The sequence below is a fragment of the Candidatus Polarisedimenticolaceae bacterium genome (assembly GCA_036275915.1).
Classification (GTDB): domain Bacteria; phylum Acidobacteriota; class Polarisedimenticolia; order Polarisedimenticolales; family DASRJG01; genus DASRJG01.
Genome location: DASUCV010000009.1, coordinates 218,264 through 234,703, shown reverse-complemented (window position 1 = coordinate 234,703; position 16,440 = coordinate 218,264). Strand labels below are relative to the sequence as shown.

10 protein-coding genes are annotated in these 16,440 nt (G+C 69.7%); 6 read left to right on the top strand and 4 right to left on the bottom strand.

Annotated elements, in window-relative coordinates; translation table 11 throughout:
- The first annotated feature begins 19 nt into the window (after positions 1–19).
- From VFV19_07970 to VFV19_07945, 6 genes are read left to right on the top strand one after another with little or no spacing between them, the layout of a single operon-like run.
- A complete protein-coding gene (locus VFV19_07970; GenBank protein HEX4824237.1) occupies positions 20–934 on the top strand; it encodes a TRAP transporter TatT component family protein in 915 nt (304 codons plus the stop codon).
- A 7-nt stretch (positions 935–941) separates the two neighbouring features.
- Complete coding sequence (gene dctP / locus VFV19_07965) at positions 942–1,952, top strand: TRAP transporter substrate-binding protein DctP (protein HEX4824236.1); 1,011 nt, start codon at positions 942–944, stop codon at positions 1,950–1,952.
- A complete protein-coding gene (locus VFV19_07960; GenBank protein ID HEX4824235.1) occupies positions 1,949–3,751 on the top strand; it encodes a TRAP transporter large permease subunit in 1,803 nt (600 codons plus the stop codon). Before dctP ends, VFV19_07960 begins: the two co-directional genes overlap by 4 nt.
- Positions 3,752–3,775: 24 nt before the next feature.
- Positions 3,776–4,267, top strand: a complete 492-nt coding sequence (locus VFV19_07955) for a hemerythrin domain-containing protein (protein ID HEX4824234.1) — start codon at positions 3,776–3,778, stop codon at positions 4,265–4,267.
- Complete coding sequence (locus VFV19_07950; GenBank protein ID HEX4824233.1) at positions 4,264–5,967, top strand: ABC transporter permease subunit; 1,704 nt, start codon at positions 4,264–4,266, stop codon at positions 5,965–5,967. The genes VFV19_07955 and VFV19_07950 overlap by 4 nt, the downstream gene beginning before the upstream one ends.
- Positions 5,968–5,977: 10 nt before the next feature.
- Positions 5,978–7,237 carry a nitrate/sulfonate/bicarbonate ABC transporter ATP-binding protein gene (locus VFV19_07945; protein ID HEX4824232.1) on the top strand — a complete coding sequence of 420 codons (1,260 nt, stop codon included), beginning with the start codon at positions 5,978–5,980 and terminating at the stop codon, positions 7,235–7,237.
- On the opposite strand, the gene VFV19_07940 is transcribed toward VFV19_07945, so the two are convergent.
- From VFV19_07940 to VFV19_07925, 4 genes are read right to left on the bottom strand one after another with little or no spacing between them, the layout of a single operon-like run.
- On the bottom strand, positions 7,220–11,728 hold the full coding sequence (locus VFV19_07940; GenBank protein HEX4824231.1) for a multidrug efflux RND transporter permease subunit: 4,509 nt from the start codon (positions 11,726–11,728) through the stop codon (positions 7,220–7,222). The two genes, VFV19_07945 and VFV19_07940, sit on opposite strands and share 18 nt — an antisense overlap.
- The gene (locus VFV19_07935; GenBank protein HEX4824230.1) at positions 11,725–14,823 is read right to left on the bottom strand and encodes a multidrug efflux RND transporter permease subunit; all 3,099 of its coding nucleotides are present in this window, start codon (positions 14,821–14,823) and stop codon (positions 11,725–11,727) included. The genes VFV19_07940 and VFV19_07935 overlap by 4 nt, the downstream gene beginning before the upstream one ends.
- Complete coding sequence (locus tag VFV19_07930) at positions 14,820–15,938, bottom strand: efflux RND transporter periplasmic adaptor subunit (GenBank protein ID HEX4824229.1); 1,119 nt, start codon at positions 15,936–15,938, stop codon at positions 14,820–14,822. The genes VFV19_07935 and VFV19_07930 overlap by 4 nt, the downstream gene beginning before the upstream one ends.
- The gene (locus VFV19_07925; GenBank protein ID HEX4824228.1) at positions 15,935–16,375 is read right to left on the bottom strand and encodes a MarR family winged helix-turn-helix transcriptional regulator; all 441 of its coding nucleotides are present in this window, start codon (positions 16,373–16,375) and stop codon (positions 15,935–15,937) included. Before VFV19_07925 ends, VFV19_07930 begins: the two co-directional genes overlap by 4 nt.
- Positions 16,376–16,440: the final 65 nt, after the last annotated feature.

Genomic DNA, 16,440 nt, shown 5'->3' with positions numbered 1-16,440 from the left:
CGCTAGACTGCGCGCTCCGATGCGCCGCCGAGTCACACTCCTCCTCCTGACGGCGATTCTCCTCGCCGCGACGCCGGGCTGTTCCATCAAGAAATGGGCCGCCGGGAAGGTGGGGGACGCGCTGGCCTCGGGCGGCACGACCTACGCGAGCGACGACGATCCCGAGTTCGTCGGCGAGGCGACCCCCTTCGCCCTGAAGACGATCGAAGGCCTCCTCGAGACGACGCCGAACCACAAGGGCCTCCTCCTGGCCGCGTCGTCGGGGTTCGCGCAGTACGCCTACGTGTACCTCGCGAGCGAAGCCGACTACGTCCAGGACCAAGACGTGGCGCGCGCCACCCATCTCCGTGAGCGCGCGATGAAGATGTACCGGCGCGCCCTCGGCTACGGGATGCGCGGCCTCGAGGTCGACCACCCGGGATTGCGCAAGGCGCTCGACGCCGATGCGCACGCGGCGCTCGCCGGGATGAAGAAGTCCGACGTCCCGCTTCTCTACTGGACCGCGGCCGCGTGGAGCCTCGCGATCGCGACGGACAAGACCGACGCCGCCATGGCGGTGAACCTCCCGGTCGCCGAGAGCCTGATGCACCGGGCCCTCGAGCTCGACCCCGGATACGGCGACGGGGTGATCCACGACTACTACATCTCTTATGAAGGCGGCCGGGCCGGCGCGGCGGGCGGGTCGATCGACAAGGCGCGGGCCGAGCTGAAAGCCGCGCTCGATCTGGCCAAGGGGAAGAGGGCGGCGCCGTACCTCGCCTTCGCGGAATCGGTCTCGGTCGGGACGCAGAATCGCAAGGAGTTCACCGAGATGATCGACGCGGCGCTCGCGGTGAATCCCGACGCCGTTCCGGAGTACCGCCTGGCCAACCTCGTCGCGCAGCGGCGCGCGCGCTGGCTTCTCGCTAAGATCGACGACCTTTTCCTGGAGTAATGGAACCATGCGAACCATCCGGTGCCTCGCCCTCGCAGCCGCTTTCGTCCTCGCGATCGGAACGGCTCGCGCCGCCGACACGGTCGTCGTCAAGATGGCGACCCTCGTTCCCGCAGGATCGGCCTGGAACACCTCGCTCACGGAGATGGGGCAGAAGTGGCAGCAGGTCTCGGGAGGGAAGGTCACGCTCAAGCTCTACGCCGGCGGTGTCGCCGGTGACGACGCCGACGTCGTGCGCAAGATCCGCCTCGGCACGCTGAACGCGGGGTTCCTCGCGACCTCCGGCCTCGCCGACATCGACCGCGGCGTCCTCGCGCTCCAGATCCCGATGCTGTTCGAGGACTACGCCGAGGCCGACTGGGTCGCCGACAAGATCACGCCGGCCCTCGAGGCGAAGTTCGATGCCAAGGGGTTCGTCGTCCTCTCGTGGATCGACGCCGGCTGGGCGCACTTCTTCACCAAGACGCCGGCGCGCTCTCCGGACGAGCTGAAGACGGCGAAGCTCTTCGCCTGGGCGGGCGACGACAAGTACATCGAGCTGTGGAAGGGCGCCGGCTTCCATCCGATCCCGCTCCCCGCCACCGAGATCTCGACCGCGCTTGGGACCGGACTCGTCAACGCCATCTGCACGACGCCGCAGATCGCCGCGCTCATGCAGTGGTACACCTCGGCGAAGAACATGACCGACGTCAACTGGGCGCTCCTCATCGGCGGGATCGTCATCGACAAGAACACGTGGAACAAGATCCCCGCCGACGTGCGTCCGGCGATCATCGCCGCGACGAAGGAAACGGCGCGCCGCATGCGCGACAAGACGCGGGCCGAGGAGGCCCAGAGCGTCGACGCGATGAAGTCGAAGGGCTTGATCGTCGTGAAGCCGACCGCCGCCGATCTCGAGTCGTGGCGCAAGCTGCCGTCGAGTGTCTACCCGCTCGTCCGCGGCGCCTACATGCCGGCGGATGACTTCGATCTGGCGGTCAAGTCCTCCGCCGAGTACCGGGCGCAGAAGCCGCATTGAGGCCGGTCCAGCTCGCGCGACGGATGTGGGAGGCGCTGCTCGTCGCGTCGCTCCTCCTGCTCGCGCTCCTTCCGATGATCGACTTCGCCGCTCGGCCGTTCGGGCGGTTCCACGTTCCGGGCGCGTCGAGCTACGTCCAGGTTCTCACCTTCTTCCTGACCTTCCTCGGAGGACTCGCGGCGACGGCCGCCGGGGAGCATCTCCGTCTCTCGACGGCGGTCCTCCTGGGCGAGGGTCGCTTGCGCGTCGCGGCCGACTTCCTGACGCACGCCGTCGCCGCCTCCGTGGCGGCGGTGCTGTCGTTCGCGGCGGTGCGCGTCGTGCTCGCCGACCGGACGCTGGGGCGCGTGCTCCCGTTCGGCGCTCCCGAGTGGCTCGGCGAGACGGTCATGCCCGCGGCGCTCGCCGGCATGGCGCTCCTCTACGTCCTGAAGGCGGGGCGCTCGTGGCGCGGTCGCGCGCTCGCCGCCGCGGCGGTCGCGCTCGTCGTCGCACTCGGGGCGGCCCCCGACTTTTCGCGGCACCTCGTCCTGCCGCTCGCGGCGCTCGTCATCATCGCGACGCTCGTCGGCGCGCCGGTCTTCGCCGCGATGGGCGGCCTCGCCGCGCTCTTCTTCTTCCGTGACGGGACGCCCGTCTCCGCCGTCACCGCGGAGATCTACCGCCTCGTTGCGTCGCCGACCCTTCCCGCGATCCCGCTCCTGACCGCGTGCGGCTACCTGCTCGCGGACTCGCAGGCCGCTCACCGGCTCGTCCGGTTCTTCCGCGCGCTCCTCGGCTGGATGCCGGGCGGGGTCGCGGTGCTCGTCGCGGCGGTGTGCGCCGTCTTCACCGCGTTCACCGGCGGCTCCGGCGTGACGATCATCGCCCTCGGCGGGCTCGTCTATCCGATCCTGCGCGAGGACGGCTACCCGGAAGGGTTCTCGCTCGGCCTCGTCACCGCCGCGGGAAGCCTCGGCCTCCTCTTCCCGCCGAGCCTCCCCGTCATCCTTTACAGCGTCGTCTCGAAGATCCCCGCCGAGAAGCTTTTCCTCGCGGGCCTCCTGCCGGGCACGCTCCTCGTCCTCATCGTCGCGCTCTACGGGATGACGGTCGGCAAGCGCGTGCGCGCGTCCAAGCAGCCGTTCTCCGTGAAGGAAGCCGCCGCCGCGACCTGGGAGGCGAAGTGGGAGCTGTCGATCCCGGTCGCGATGATCGTGCTCTTCGCGACCGGCTGGGCGTCGCTCCTCGAGACGGCCGCGTTCGCGGTGATCTACACCATCGTGATCGTCGTCTTCATCCACCGCGACCTGACCCTCGGCGACCTGCCGAAGACGCTGGTGCGCGGCTCGGCGATGATCGGCGCCGTGCTCCTCCTCCTGAGCTGCGCGCTCGGGATGACCGGCTACCTCGTCGAGGCGCAGATCCCCGACGCGGTGCTCGCGGCCGTGCAGGCGCACATCCACTCGCCGCTCGTGTTCCTGCTCGTCTTGAACGTCGTGCTCCTCGTGCTCGGGAGCGTGCTCGAAGTGTTCTCGGCGATCGTCATCCTGACGCCGCTCGTCGTCCCCCTGGCGGCGGCGTACGGGATCGATCCCGTCCACCTCGGCGTCATCTTCCTCGCCAACCTCGAGCTCGGGTTCCTCTTTCCGCCGGTCGGCCTGAACCTCTTCCTGTCGTCGTCGCGCTTCGGCAAGCCGATGACCGCGCTCTACCGCCACGTGCTGCCGTTCCTCGCGATCCTCGGCGGGGGCGTGCTCCTGATCACGTACTGGCCCGACCTCTCGCTGGCGCTGGGCAGGATGCTCGCTTCGCCTTGAGCACGGCGCCTATACTCGCGCCGCATGGCGGGACCGATTCTCAAGTTCCTCGCCGCCGATCACGAGCGGCTCGACGCGCTGCTCGCATCGGCGGTGACGCCGTCCGGCGAGGTCGATCGTGCGAGCTACGAGGATCTCCGCGCGGGGCTGCTGCGGCATATCGGGATCGAGGAGAAGATCCTCTTCCCGGCGATCAAAGGTGAGATCGACAAGTCCATCATTGCCCGGCTGCATCGGGAGCACGGTGCACTCGCGCTCCTCCTCGTACCGACGCCCACGGCCGCGATCATCGAAGAGATTCGCTCGATTCTGATCGGTCACAACGAGCGTGAGGAAGGTGCGGGCGGCGTCTACGCAAGCTGCGACGGCCTGTCCGCCGGAGACGTCGCCGCAGCGCTCGACGCGATGCGAGCCTATCCCGCGGTCAAGCTCGCGCCCCATTTCGACGGACCCGACGTACCCCGGACGGCCGAAGAGGCGATGCGAGCGGTCTCCCGGCGAAATCCACTCCCGTGAGGCGACTGCGTTTCGGACCGGTACTTCCGCGGCGGCCGGCGCTCGCCGACGTCCTCATCTTCGCGGGGATCGCTGCGCTGCTCTATGCGGGCGTCCGCCTCGCCTTCTTCGCGCCGACGGCGATCGCGGGGCCGGAGATCTCGACGTCGCCGGGTGCGCTCCCGTGGTACGCGCTCCTCTCGGTGAGCCGGATGGCCGCCGCCTACGCGCTGTCGCTCGGGTTCAGCCTGGCCTACGGCTACGCCGCGGCGAGGAACCCCGGAGCGCGCAAGGTCCTGATGCCGCTCCTCGACGTCCTCCAGAGCGTGCCGATCCTCTCGTTCCTCCCGGTCGTCCTCCTCGGACTCTCCGCCGTGCTCCCGCAGCGCGCGGCGGCGGAGGTCGCGGCGATCGTTCTCATCTTCACCTCGCAGGCCTGGAACCTGACGTTCTCCTTCTACCAGTCGCTCACGACGATCCCGAGCGAGCTCCGCGAGGCGGCCTCGATCTTCCGGCTCTCGCCGTGGATGCGCCTGCGCGTCCTCGAGCTGCCGTTCGCCGCGATCGGCCTCATCTGGAACAGTGTGATGAGCTGGGCCGGCGGCTGGTTCTTCCTCATGGCGTCGGAGATCTTCAAGGTCGGGTCGCACGACTTCCGCCTGCCCGGGCTCGGCTCGTACCTTCAGACCGCGGCGTCGACGGGAGATCTTCGCGCGGTGCTGCTCGGCGTCGTCACGCTCGTCGCCATCGTCGTCGTCCTCGATCAGGTCGTGTGGCGGCCGCTCCTCGCCTGGGCGACGAAGTTCAAGATCGAGTCGGTGGAGGGCGAGCAGCCGCAGACGTCGTGGTTCCGCGACGCCCTCGACGGCTCGCGGCTCGCCGCGGAGATCCGGACGCGCGTGATCGCGCCGCTCGGGGATCGGATGGATCGCGCCTCGCTCGCCGTGGACGCGAAGCCCAGAGCCCGGCGCGAGGAATCTCGATGGCCCGCGTGGGTCGCGGGGGCCGTCCTCGTCGCGATCGTCCTCTACGGCGCCGTCCGTGCCGCGTCGCTCCTCGCCTCGCTGTCGCTCGCCTCGTGGGAGACGATCGGCGCGGGCCTCCTCGCGACCTTCGCGCGCGTGGCCGCGTCGCTCCTGATCGCCGTCGCCTGGACGCTCCCTGTCGGCTACGTGATCGGGACGAGGCCGCGGCTCGCGCGGGTGCTCCAGCCGGCGGCGCAGGTCTTGGCGGCGGTCCCCGCGACGGCGCTCTTCCCCGTGATCCTCATCGTGCTGCTCCGCCTTCCGTTCGGCCTCAACCTGGCGGCGGTTCTGCTCATGCTCATGGGGACGCAGTGGTATCTGCTCTTCAACGTGATCGCGGGAGCCTCGGCGATTCCGCGGGACCTCCGCGACACGACCGATCTCCTGCGTCTCACGCGCGCGGCGCGATGGCGCACGCTCGTCCTCCCTTCGCTCTTCCCGTTCGTCATCACCGGAGCGATCACCGCCTCGGGCGGCGCGTGGAACGCCAGCATCGTCGCCGAGTTCGTGGAGTTCGGCGGCGAGACGCACCAGACCGTCGGCGTCGGCGCGACGATCGCGGCCGCGACGGCCGACGCGAACTACGCGATGCTCCTCGCGGGCACCCTGGCGCTCGTCGGCACCGTGGTCCTGATCAACCGGGTGTTCTGGGCGCGGCTCTACCGGCTCGCGGAAGAGCGCTACCGCATGGAATGATGGAGACGCCATGAGCGGAGAAGCGCTTCTCAACGTGGACCGGGTGACGAAGACGTACGGGCGTCCCCCCAAGCTCTTCGTCGCCGTCTCCGGAGTCTCGCTCGAGGTCGATGCGGGACAGTTCGTGTGCCTCCTGGGCCCGTCGGGCTGCGGCAAGTCGTCGCTCCTGCGCGTGATCACCGGTCTCAGCCCCGCGACCGAGGGGCAGGTGCGCTACCGCGGCGTCCCGGTCGAGGGCGTGAACCCGCACGCGACGATCGTCTTCCAGACCTTCGCCCTCTACCCGTGGCTCACCGTGCAGGAGAACGTCGAGGTCGCCCTCCGCGCCCGCGGCATCCCGCGCCCCGAGCGCGAGGAGCGCGCCCGCAAGCTCATCGACATGGTCGGGCTCGACGGCTTCGAGGCGGCGTACCCCCGAGAGCTGTCGGGTGGGATGCGGCAGAAGGTCGGCTTCGCGCGCGCGATGGCGGTCGAGCCGGAGCTGCTCTGCCTCGACGAGCCGTTCTCGGCGCTCGACGTGCTCTCGGCCGAGGCGCTCCGCGGCGAGCTGCTCGAGCTGTGGTCGTCGCACGCCATCCCGACGAAGGCGATCCTCATGGTGACCCACAACATCGAGGAGGCGGTGCTCATGGCCGACCGCATCGTCGTCATGGGGAAGGACCCCGGACGGGTCGTGGTCGAGATCCCGGTGACGCTGCGCCACCCACGCCGGCGCAAGGACACGGCGTTCCAGGCGATCGTCGACACCGTCTACGCGGCGGTCGCGGGCAAGACGAGGCCCGAGGGCGAGGTCCGCCAGGCGGGACGGCGCCTGCCGAAGGCACGCCCGAACGCGCTCGCCGGTCTCGTCGAGAAGCTCGCCGCCGAGGGCGGACGCGCGGACCTGTACCGCCTCGCCGCCGAGCTGACCCTCGAGATCGACGACGTCCTCCCCGTCGTCGAACTCGGCGAGCTGCTCGGCATGCTCACGGTCGCCGAGGGCGACCTCTCGCTCGCACCGCTGGGTTCCGCCTACGCCGAGGCGAGCATCCTCGCGCGCAAGGAGCTGATCGCGGGACGCGTGCTGCGGATCCCGGTCGTGAACAAGATCTACGAGGCGCTTCAGCAGGACGACAACCAGCGCATCGACCGCGGCTACTTCCTCGACCGATTCAAGGACGAGTACGGCGAGCACGCCGATGAGGAGCTGGAGAACGTCATCAACTGGGGGCGCTACGCGGAGCTGTTCTCGTACGATCCGGCGAGCGGGGAGCTATTTCTGGAGTCCTGAGCGAAGCTCCTCCGCGTTCCACCCGCCGCCGAGAGCCTGGACCAGGTTGACGCTCGCCACCATGCGCCGCACCGACAGATCGACCGACGCCCGCTCGTCGCCGAGCGCGACCGCTTGCGCGACGACGACCTCGAGGTACGACGTGATCCCGGCTTTGTAGCGGTTCTGCGCCAGGGAGAGCGCGCGCTCCGCGGCGGCGGTCGCCTTCGCCTGCTCGGAGGCTTCCACCTCGAGGTCGCGGAGCGCTGCGAGGTTGTCCTCGACCTGCTGCAGCGCGGTGAGCACGCTCTCGCGATACGCGGCGACGGACGCATCGTAGCCGGCGATCGCTTGGTTCTTGGCCGCGCGTCGGCGTCCACCATCGAAGATCGTCTCGAGCGCGGCCGCGCCGATCGACCAGAAGCGGCTCGGAAGCGAGAAGAGGTCGCCGAGCGCGGAGCTGGCGAAGCCGCCCGACGCGCTGAGGGTCAGAGAGGGGAAGTACGCCGCCTGGGCGACGCCGATCGCGGCGTTCGCTGCGGCGGCGCGCCGCTCGGCGGCGGCGACGTCGGGGCGCTGCTCGAGGAGGTCGGACGGTAGTCCGACGGGAACGCCGGGGGGCTCGGCGAGCGGTTGACCGGGTGGAAGCGAGAACTCGGAGGGCGGTTTCCCCATGAGGACCGCGATCGCGTGCTCGAGCTGGGTGCGCTGGAGGCGAAGGTCGGTCGCCTGGGCGTGCGTCGATTCGAGCTGCGTCTCGGCCTGCGCGACGTCGACGCCGGAAGCGACGCCCTGGGCGTAGCGGTTCTTCGTCAGCTCGAGCGCGACGTTGTACGCATCGACCGTCGTGTCGAAGAGCTTCGCCTCGGCATCGAGCCCGCGCAGCTCGAAGTAATCGACCGCCAGTTCCGCGTGCATCGCGAGGCGCACGCCTTCGAGATCGGCGGCCGAGGCCTGCGCCTGCGCGGCGCCCTCCTCGGCGGTCCGCCGCAGGCGGCCGAAGAGATCCGCCTCCCACGAGAAGTCCACCGGGACTTCATAGAACGTGGTGGGGGACGAGGACGCGGTGAGCGTCGACCGGGAAACGCCCTTCGAGCGGATCACCGAGGGGTTCGTGGAGATCGTGGGATACAGGCCTGCGTGCGCGAGGCGCGCCGCCGCGCGCGCCCCCCGGTACTCGGCCTCGGCCTGCGCGATCGTCTGGCTCGAGACGTCGACCTGGGCCTCGAGCGTGCTCAGCTCGGGATCGCCGTAGACCTCCCACCAGGGGCCGCGCGCGTGGCTGTCCTCCGGCCTCGCGGGCCGCAGCGTCTGCGCACCGGGCGGCAGCTCCTTGTACGCGTCGGGCGTCGGCGCCGGCGGCCTCTTGTAGTCGGGCCCGACGGCGCACGCGGTGAGGAGGAGCGCGAGCACGGCGAAGAGCGCCGGGCGGAGGACGGCCTTGCCGCGCAGGCGTCCCCACGCGAGACGGAAGCGGTCGAGGTAGAGGTAGACGACCGGCGTCGTGAAGAGCGTCAGCATCTGGCTGAAGATGAGGCCGCCGACGATCGCGATGCCGAGCGGCCGCCGGAGCTCGGAGCCCGTGCCCCCGCCGATCGCGAGCGGCAGGCCGCCCAGGAGCGCGGCCATCGTGGTCATCGTGATCGGCCGGAACCGCAGGAGGCACGCCTGGCGGATCGCCTCCTCGGGACTCTTGCCCTGGCTGCGCTCCGCCTCGATCGCGAAGTCGATCATGAGGATCGCGTTCTTCTTCACGATGCCGATGAGCAGGATGATGCCGATGAGCGCGATCACCGACAGCTCGGTGTTCGTCGCGAGGAGCGCGAGCAGCGCGCCGACGCCGGCGGACGGAAGCGTCGAGAGGATCGTCACGGGGTGGATGAGGCTCTCGTAGAGGATCCCGAGGACGACGTAGACGGCGAGCAGGGCGGCGAGGATGAGGATCGGCTCGTTGGCGAGCGAGGCCTGGAACTCCTTCGCGGTGCCCTGGAAGCTGCCGCGGATCGACGACGGCAGGCCGATCTCCGACTCGGCGCGCTTGATGGCGGTGATCGCCGTTCCCAGGGCGACGCCGACCGGGAGGTTGAACGAGATCGTGATCGCCGGGAACTGCCCCTGGTGATTGACGGTGAGCGGGGCCGTCCCGCTCCCGAACCGCGCGATGGCGGACAGCGGCACGAGCCCGCCGTCCGTGGAGGGGATGTAGATGCTCTTCAAGCCGTCGGGGTTCTGCCAGAGCTTCTCGTCGACCTGCATGACGACGTGGTACTGGTTGAGCTGCGTGTACATCGTCGAGACCTGGCGCTGCCCGAACGCGTCGTAGAGCGTGTCGTCGATGCGCTGCGTCGTGATGCCGAGGCGCGAGGCCGTGGCGCGATCGATCGTGAGCGAGGCGCGCAGGCCCTTGTTCTGCTGGTCGGTGTTGACGTCGGCGAGCATGGGGAGGCTGCGCAGCTTCGCGTAGACGCGCGGCGCCCATGACGAGAGCTCGTCGGGGTCGTCCCCCTGGAGCGTGTACTGGTACTGCGCCGCCCCGAACCGTCCGCCGACGCGGACGTCCTGGACGGCCTGGAGGTAGAGCGTCGCGCCGGGGACGCCGGAGAGCTTGCCGCGCAGGCGCGCGATGACCTGATCGGGGGTGGCGGTCCGCTCGCTCGTGGGCTTCAGGCCGACGAAGACGCGGCCGGTGTTCGAAGAGCCGCCGATGAAGCCGGCGGCGCTCTCGATCGCCGGGTCCTTCATGACGGTCGCCACGAGGGCCGAGAGCTTCTTGTTCGTCGCCTGGAACGAGGCGTCCTGATCGGCGACGAGCGAGCCGTTCATGCGGCCGGTGTCCTGCTGCGGGAAGAACCCCTTGGGGACGACGACGTAGAGCGCGGCGGTGCCCGCCATCGTGAGGAGGGTCACCGCGAGCGTGAGGGGCTGATGGCGGAGCACCCAGTCGAGCCCCCGCCCGTACACGCGGAGGATGAAATCGAACGCGCGCTCGCCGGCCGCGGCGAGACGCCCCTGGCGCGTCGTGCCGTGCGGGCGCAGCAGCATGGCGCACATCATCGGAGTCGTCGTGAGCGACACGACGAGCGACACCGCGATCGCGACCGAGAGGGTGACGGCGAACTCGCGGAACAGGCGGCCGATGATCCCGCCCATGAAGAGGATCGGGATGAAGACCGCGATGAGCGAGAGGCTGATCGAGACGACGGTGAAGCCGATCTCCCTGGCGCCGATCAGGGCGGCATCGAGCGGCGTCCGCCCCTCCTCGAGATGCCGCGTGACGTTCTCGACGACGACGATCGCGTCGTCGACGACGAACCCGGTCGCGACCGTCAGGGCCATGAGCGACAGGTTGTCGATGCTGTAGCCGAGGAGGTACATGACGCCGAACGTACCGATCAGGGAGATCGGCACCGCCACGCTCGGGATGAACGTCGAGCGCGCGCTCCTCAGGAAGGCGAAGACGACGAGGACGACGAGCCCGATCGCGATCAAGAGCGTGATCTCGACGTCGCGCACCGACGCCCGGATCGTCCGGGTGGCGTCGATCATGACCTGCAGCTCGACGCCGTGCGGGAGCGACGCCCGGAGCTGCGGCAGCACGCCGCGGATGCGGTCGACCGTCTCGATGATGTTGGCGCCGGGCTGCCGGAAGATGATGAGGATGATCGCGGGCTTGCCGTTGGCGAGGCCGGTCGCGTGGAGGTCCTCGACCGAGTCGGTGACGCGCGCGATGTCGGCCAGGCGCACCGCGGCGCTGCCGTGGGCGCTGATGACGAGCGGCTCGTACTCGGCGGCCTTCAGGAGCTGATCGCTCGTCGTCACCGACCAGAGGCGCTTGTCGTCGCCCACGTCGCCCTTCGGGCGGTTCGCGTTCGCCGCCGCGAGGGCGGTGCGCACGTCCTCGAGCGCGAGGCCGCTGTCGTAGACGGCCGCCGGATCGAGCTCGACGCGGACCGCGGGCAACGCACCGCCCCCGACGACGACCTGGCCGACACCGCGCAGCTCCGCGAGCTTCTGCTGCAGGATCGTCGAGGCGACGTCGTACATCCTTGCGCGCTCGACCGTGTCCGAGGTGAGCGCCAGGAGCATGATCGGCGCGTCCGCGGGGTTCGCCTTCTTGTAGGAGGGGTTGCCCGGCAGGTTCGCCGGGAGCTGGCCGCGCGCCGCGTTGATGGCGGCCTGCACGTCGCGGGCGGCGGCGTCGATGTTGCGCGAGAGGTCGAACTGGAGCGTGACCTGCGTCGAGCCGGAGCCGGACGACGATGTCATCTCGGTGATCCCGGCGATCCGCCCGAACTGCCGCTCGAGCGGTGTCGCCACGGACGACGCCATCGTCTCCGGGCTCGCGCCCGGGAGGCCCGCCTGGACGTTGATCGTCGGGAACTCGACCTGGGGCAGGGGAGAGACCGGCAGGAAGCGGTACGCCACCGCACCCGCGAGCGCGATGCCGACGGTCATGAGCGACGTCGCGACCGGGCGGCGGATGAACGGCTCCGAGAGCGAGGAGAAGGTCATGCCTCGGCTCCCGCCGGCCGGGCCGCGCGGCGCGCGAACCGGCTCGCGAGCCGGTCGAAGGCGAGGTAGATCACCGGCGTCGTGTAGAGCGTCAGCATCTGGCTGAAGATCAGGCCGCCGACGATCGCGATGCCGAGCGGACGCCTCAGCTCGGAGCCGATCCCCGAGCCGAGCGCCAGCGGGATCCCGGCGAAGAGCGCCGCGGCGGTCGTCATGAGGATCGGACGGAAGCGGAGGAGCGCGGCCTGCGTGATCGCGCTCTCGGGGTCTTTCCCCTCTCCGCGCTCGGCGTCGAGCGCGAAGTCGATCATCATGATCGCGTTCTTCTCGACGATGCCGATGAGCAGGATGATCCCGATCAGCGAGATGACCGAGAAGTCGTTCCCGAAGAGCATGAGCGAGAGCAGAGCACCGACCCCCGCCGACGGCAGCGTGGAGAGGATCGTGATCGGGTGGATGTAGCTCTCGTAGAGGATGCCGAGGAGGAGATAGACGGTCACGATCGCGGCCAGGATCAGGAACGGCGTGTTCACGAGTGACGCGCGGAACGCTTGCGCCGTTCCCTGGTAGGCGGTCTCGATCGACGGCGGCAGCCCGATCTCGTCCCTTGCGGCGTCGATCGCGCGCACCGCCTCGCCGAGCGACGTGCGCGGCGCGAGGTTGAACGACACCGTCGCGGCGGGGAACTGCCCCTGGTGGTTGATCGCGAGCGGGGCGTTCGCGGTCTCGACGGAGGCGAACGATCCCAGGGGGACGCTGCCGCCGGTCGCCGACCGCAGGCGTACGTCGTCCAGGCTCTCCGGCCGCTGCCGGAACGGCGGCGCCGCTTCGAGCACGACGCGGTACTGGTTCGTCTCCGTGAACATGGTCGAGACCTGGCGCTGACCGAACGCGTCGTCGAGCGCGTCGTCGACGTTCTGAGGCGTGATGCCGAGACGCGACGCGGTCGCCCGGTCGAGGACGACGCGCGCCTGCAGGCCGTTCGTCTGCTGGTCCGACGCGACGTCGGCCAGCTCGGGGAGGCTCTTGAGCTTCGCGACGAACTTGGGAACCCACGCCGCCAGCACCGCCGGATCCGGGTCCTCGAGCGAGTACTGGAACTGCGTGCGGCTGACCCGGTCCTCGACGGTGAGGTCCTGGACCGGCTGCATGAAGAGCGTGATCCCCTGGACCGACGCGAGCTTGCCGGACAACCGGCGGATGACCTCGCTCGCCCCGGCGCCGCGCTTGCCGAGCGGCTTCAGGTTGATCTGGATCCGGCCGGAGTTGAGCGTGACGTTCGTCCCGTCGACCCCGATGAACGAGGAGAGGCTTTCCACGTCGGGATCCTCGAGGATCATCTTCGCGAGCGCCTGCTGCCGCTCGGACATCGCGGCGAACGAGACCGATCCGGGTGCCTCCGAGATGCCGAGGATGACGCCGGTGTCCTGCACCGGGAAGAACCCCTTGGGGATGAGCACGTAGAGCAGGAGCGTGAGCGCGAGCGTCGCGACCGCGACGACGAGCGTCGCCGGCTGGTGGCGGAGCACCCACTTGAGGGTCCGGCCGTAGAAGGCGATCACCGATTCGAAGGCGCGCTCGGACGCGCGGTAGAAGCGGCTCCGCTCGCTCTCCGGCTTCCGGCGCAGCAGCTTCGCGCACATCATCGGCGTGAGGGTCAAGGACACCGCGGCCGAGATCAGGATCGTCACCGACAGCGTGATCGCGAACTCACGGAAGAGGCGCCCGACGACGTCCCCCATGAACAGGAGCGGGATGAGGACGGCGATGAGCGAGACGGTGAGCGAGAGGATCGTGAAGCCGATCTGCTCCGAGCCGACGAGCGCCGCCTGGAGCGGCGGCATCCCCTCCTCGACGTACCGCGAGATGTTCTCGATCATGACGATCGCGTCGTCGACGACGAAGCCGGTCGAGATCGTGAGCGCCATCAGCGTGAGATTGTTCAGGGAGAAGCCGAGTAGCGTCATCGCCCCGAACGTCCCGACGAGCGACAGCGGCACGGCGATGCCGGGGATCACGGTGCCGGCCGCGGTCCGAAGGAAGAGGAAGATCACGGTGACGACGAGGGTGATCGTGAGCCCGAGCTCCATCTCGACGTCGCTCACGGAGGCGCGGATCGTCACCGTGCGGTCGGTCAGGACGGTCACGTCGATCGACGACGGGAGCGACGCCCGGAGCTGCGGGAGCAGCGTCTTGATCCGGTCGGCGACCGCGATGATGTTCGCGCCGGGCTGGCGCTGCACGTTGACGATCACGGCCGGGGTCGAGCCCATCCACGCGGCCTGACGGACGTTCTCCGTGTCGTCGACGACCGTGGCGACGTCGCTCAGGCGCACGGGGGCGCCGTTCCGGTACGCGACGATGATCGGCGCGTACCCACTCCCGGCCAGGATCTGATCGTTCGCCCAGATCGTGTACGCCCGGAGCGGGCCGTCGAACGTCCCCTTCGCCTGGTTCACGTTCGACGCCGCGATCGCCGTCCGCACGTCTTCCATCGTGAGCCCGTACGAGGCGAGGGCGGTCGGATTGACCTGGACGCGCACGGCGGGCTTCTGGCCGCCGCTGATGCTCACGAGCCCGACGCCGGGGAGCTGCGCGATCTTCTGAGCGAAGCGCGTGTCGGCGTAGTCCTCGACCTGCGGGAGCGGGAGGCGCCTCGACGTGAGCGCGAGCGTCAGGATCGGCGCGTCCGCGGGGTTGATCTTGTTGTAGATCGGCGGGTTCGGCAGGTCGCGCGGGAGGAAGGTCCCCGAAGCGTTGATCGCCGCCTGGACCTCTTGCTCGGCGACGTCGATGTCGAGCTCGAGCGCGAACTGGAGCACGATGACCGAGCTGCCGGACGAGCTCGATGAGGTCATCTGGTTCAGGCCCGGCATCTGGCCGAACTGCCGCTCGAGAGGGGCCGTGACCGCCGACGCCATGACGTCGGGGCTCGCGCCGGGATAGAACGTCACGACCTGGATCGTCGGGTAGTCGACCTGCGGGAGCGCCGACACCGGGAGGCGCGAGAACCCGATCAGCCCCGCGATCATGAGCCCGGCCATCAGGAGCGAGGTGGCGATCGGGCGCGTGACGAACGGGCGCGAGAGGTTCATGGCTTCGCCTTCGTGCCTCCGCCCAGCGTCACCGTCGCCCCCGGCTGGATCTTGTCCAGGCCGTCGGTGACGACGACCTCCCCGTCGGTGACACCGTCCTTGACCGCCGCGACGTCGCCCTCGGTCGCGGCGACCGTCACGTTCCGCATCGCGACGATCGCGTCCTTCTGGACGACGTAGACGTACGCCCCCTGCGGACTCTTCTCGATCGCCGCCGACGGGATCAGGACGACGCCGCGCAGCGTGTCGGTCACGAGGCGCACGTTGACGAACAGGTTCGGGTAGAGCGCCGCGTCGTCATTCGCGAACTGGGCGCGGATCTTCACCGTTCCGGTCGTGGCGTCGATCTGGTTGTCGATCGCGTGGACGACCCCCTCGGCGAGCTTGTGCCGGAGCTCGCGGTCCCACGCCTCCACGGGGAGCGCGTCGCCGCTCCGGAACCGCGCGAGCACGGCCGGAAGCCGGTCGGCCGGGATCGTGAACACGACCGAGATCGGCTGCTCCTGGGTCATCACCGCGAGGCCGTTCTGGTCCGCCGCGTGAACGATGTTCCCCTGATCGACGAGGCGGAGACCGACGACGCCGGTGATCGGCGCCGTGATCCGGCAGTACGTGAGGTTGAGCTTCGCGCTCTCGACCTCGGCGCGGTCGCTCGCGGCCGCGGCCTCGGACTGCTGGACGACCGCCGCCTGGGTGTCGAGCTGCTGCTGCGGCGCCGAGTCCTGCTTGACGAGCACGCGGTACCGCTCGAGATCGACTTTGGCGTTCGCGAGCGCGGCCTCGTCCTTCGCGAGCTGCCCTTCCGCCTGGTGGAGCTGGACCTCGAACGGCCGCGGGTCGATCTGCGCCATGAGATCGCCGGCCCGGAGGCGCTGCCCCTCGCGGTACGCGACCTTGACCAGCTCGCCGTCGACGCGGGTCCTCACCGTGACGGTGGCGAGAGGGGTCACCGTGCCGAGCGCCGTCTCCGTCACGCCGAGATCGCCGAGCCTCGCGGGAACTCCCACGACGGGAGTGGGCTTGGGCGCGGGCTTCGCCTTGGTCTCAGTCCCCGAGCAGCCGAGCATCGCCCACGAGAGCACGATGCCGGCGGCGGCCGCCGTCCACAGTCTCATCGCGCCCTCCGTGCGTGGTCATCCAGTTTCGTGAGGATCTTCTCGAGACCCGACACGACCGCGTTCCGTTCCGTCTTCGTGAGCACGCTCTCGACCGTCGTTCGGATCCCGTCGGCGACGGGCAGGAGCTTCTTCGCGAGGGCGCGACCGGATGCGGTCAGCACGAGGCGCGCACGCCGGCGGTCGTCGGGATCGGTCTCGTTCTTCACGATGCCGCGCCGAACCAGCACGTCGACGATACGGGACGCGGTCGGCGTGTCCATCCTGCGGCGCTCGGACAGGTCGCGCAAGGACACACCGTCGGTCCGGGCGATGCCCACCACGATCCAGAATTGTTGCGGCGTGAGCCCATAGGGCTGGGCGAGCCCGGCGGTGAGCTGCTTCAGACGACGCCTCAAGGCCCCGATGAGGAAACCGACCGGCTCGTGTTGTTTCATCGCTTGCCTCGGCAATGATTGTCGTGGCAACGATTCGCATGGTCAAATGAGGCGGTTCGGGAAAG

Bases quoted from the DNA above. Each gene is read 5' to 3' on its own strand.
- VFV19_07955 (HEX4824234.1), top strand. From the start codon at position 3,776: ATGGCGGGACCGATTCTCAAGTTCCTCGCCGCCGATCACGAGCGGCTC.
- VFV19_07970 (HEX4824237.1), top strand. From the start codon at position 20: ATGCGCCGCCGAGTCACACTCCTCCTCCTGACGGCGATTCTCCTCGCC.
- VFV19_07930 (HEX4824229.1), bottom strand. From the start codon at position 15,938: ATGAGACTGTGGACGGCGGCCGCCGCCGGCATCGTGCTCTCGTGGGCG.
- dctP (HEX4824236.1), top strand. From the start codon at position 942: ATGCGAACCATCCGGTGCCTCGCCCTCGCAGCCGCTTTCGTCCTCGCG.
- VFV19_07935 (HEX4824230.1), bottom strand. From the start codon at position 14,823: ATGAACCTCTCGCGCCCGTTCGTCACGCGCCCGATCGCCACCTCGCTC.
- VFV19_07925 (HEX4824228.1), bottom strand. From the start codon at position 16,375: ATGAAACAACACGAGCCGGTCGGTTTCCTCATCGGGGCCTTGAGGCGT.
- VFV19_07945 (HEX4824232.1), top strand. From the start codon at position 5,978: ATGAGCGGAGAAGCGCTTCTCAACGTGGACCGGGTGACGAAGACGTAC.
- VFV19_07940 (HEX4824231.1), bottom strand. From the start codon at position 11,728: ATGACCTTCTCCTCGCTCTCGGAGCCGTTCATCCGCCGCCCGGTCGCG.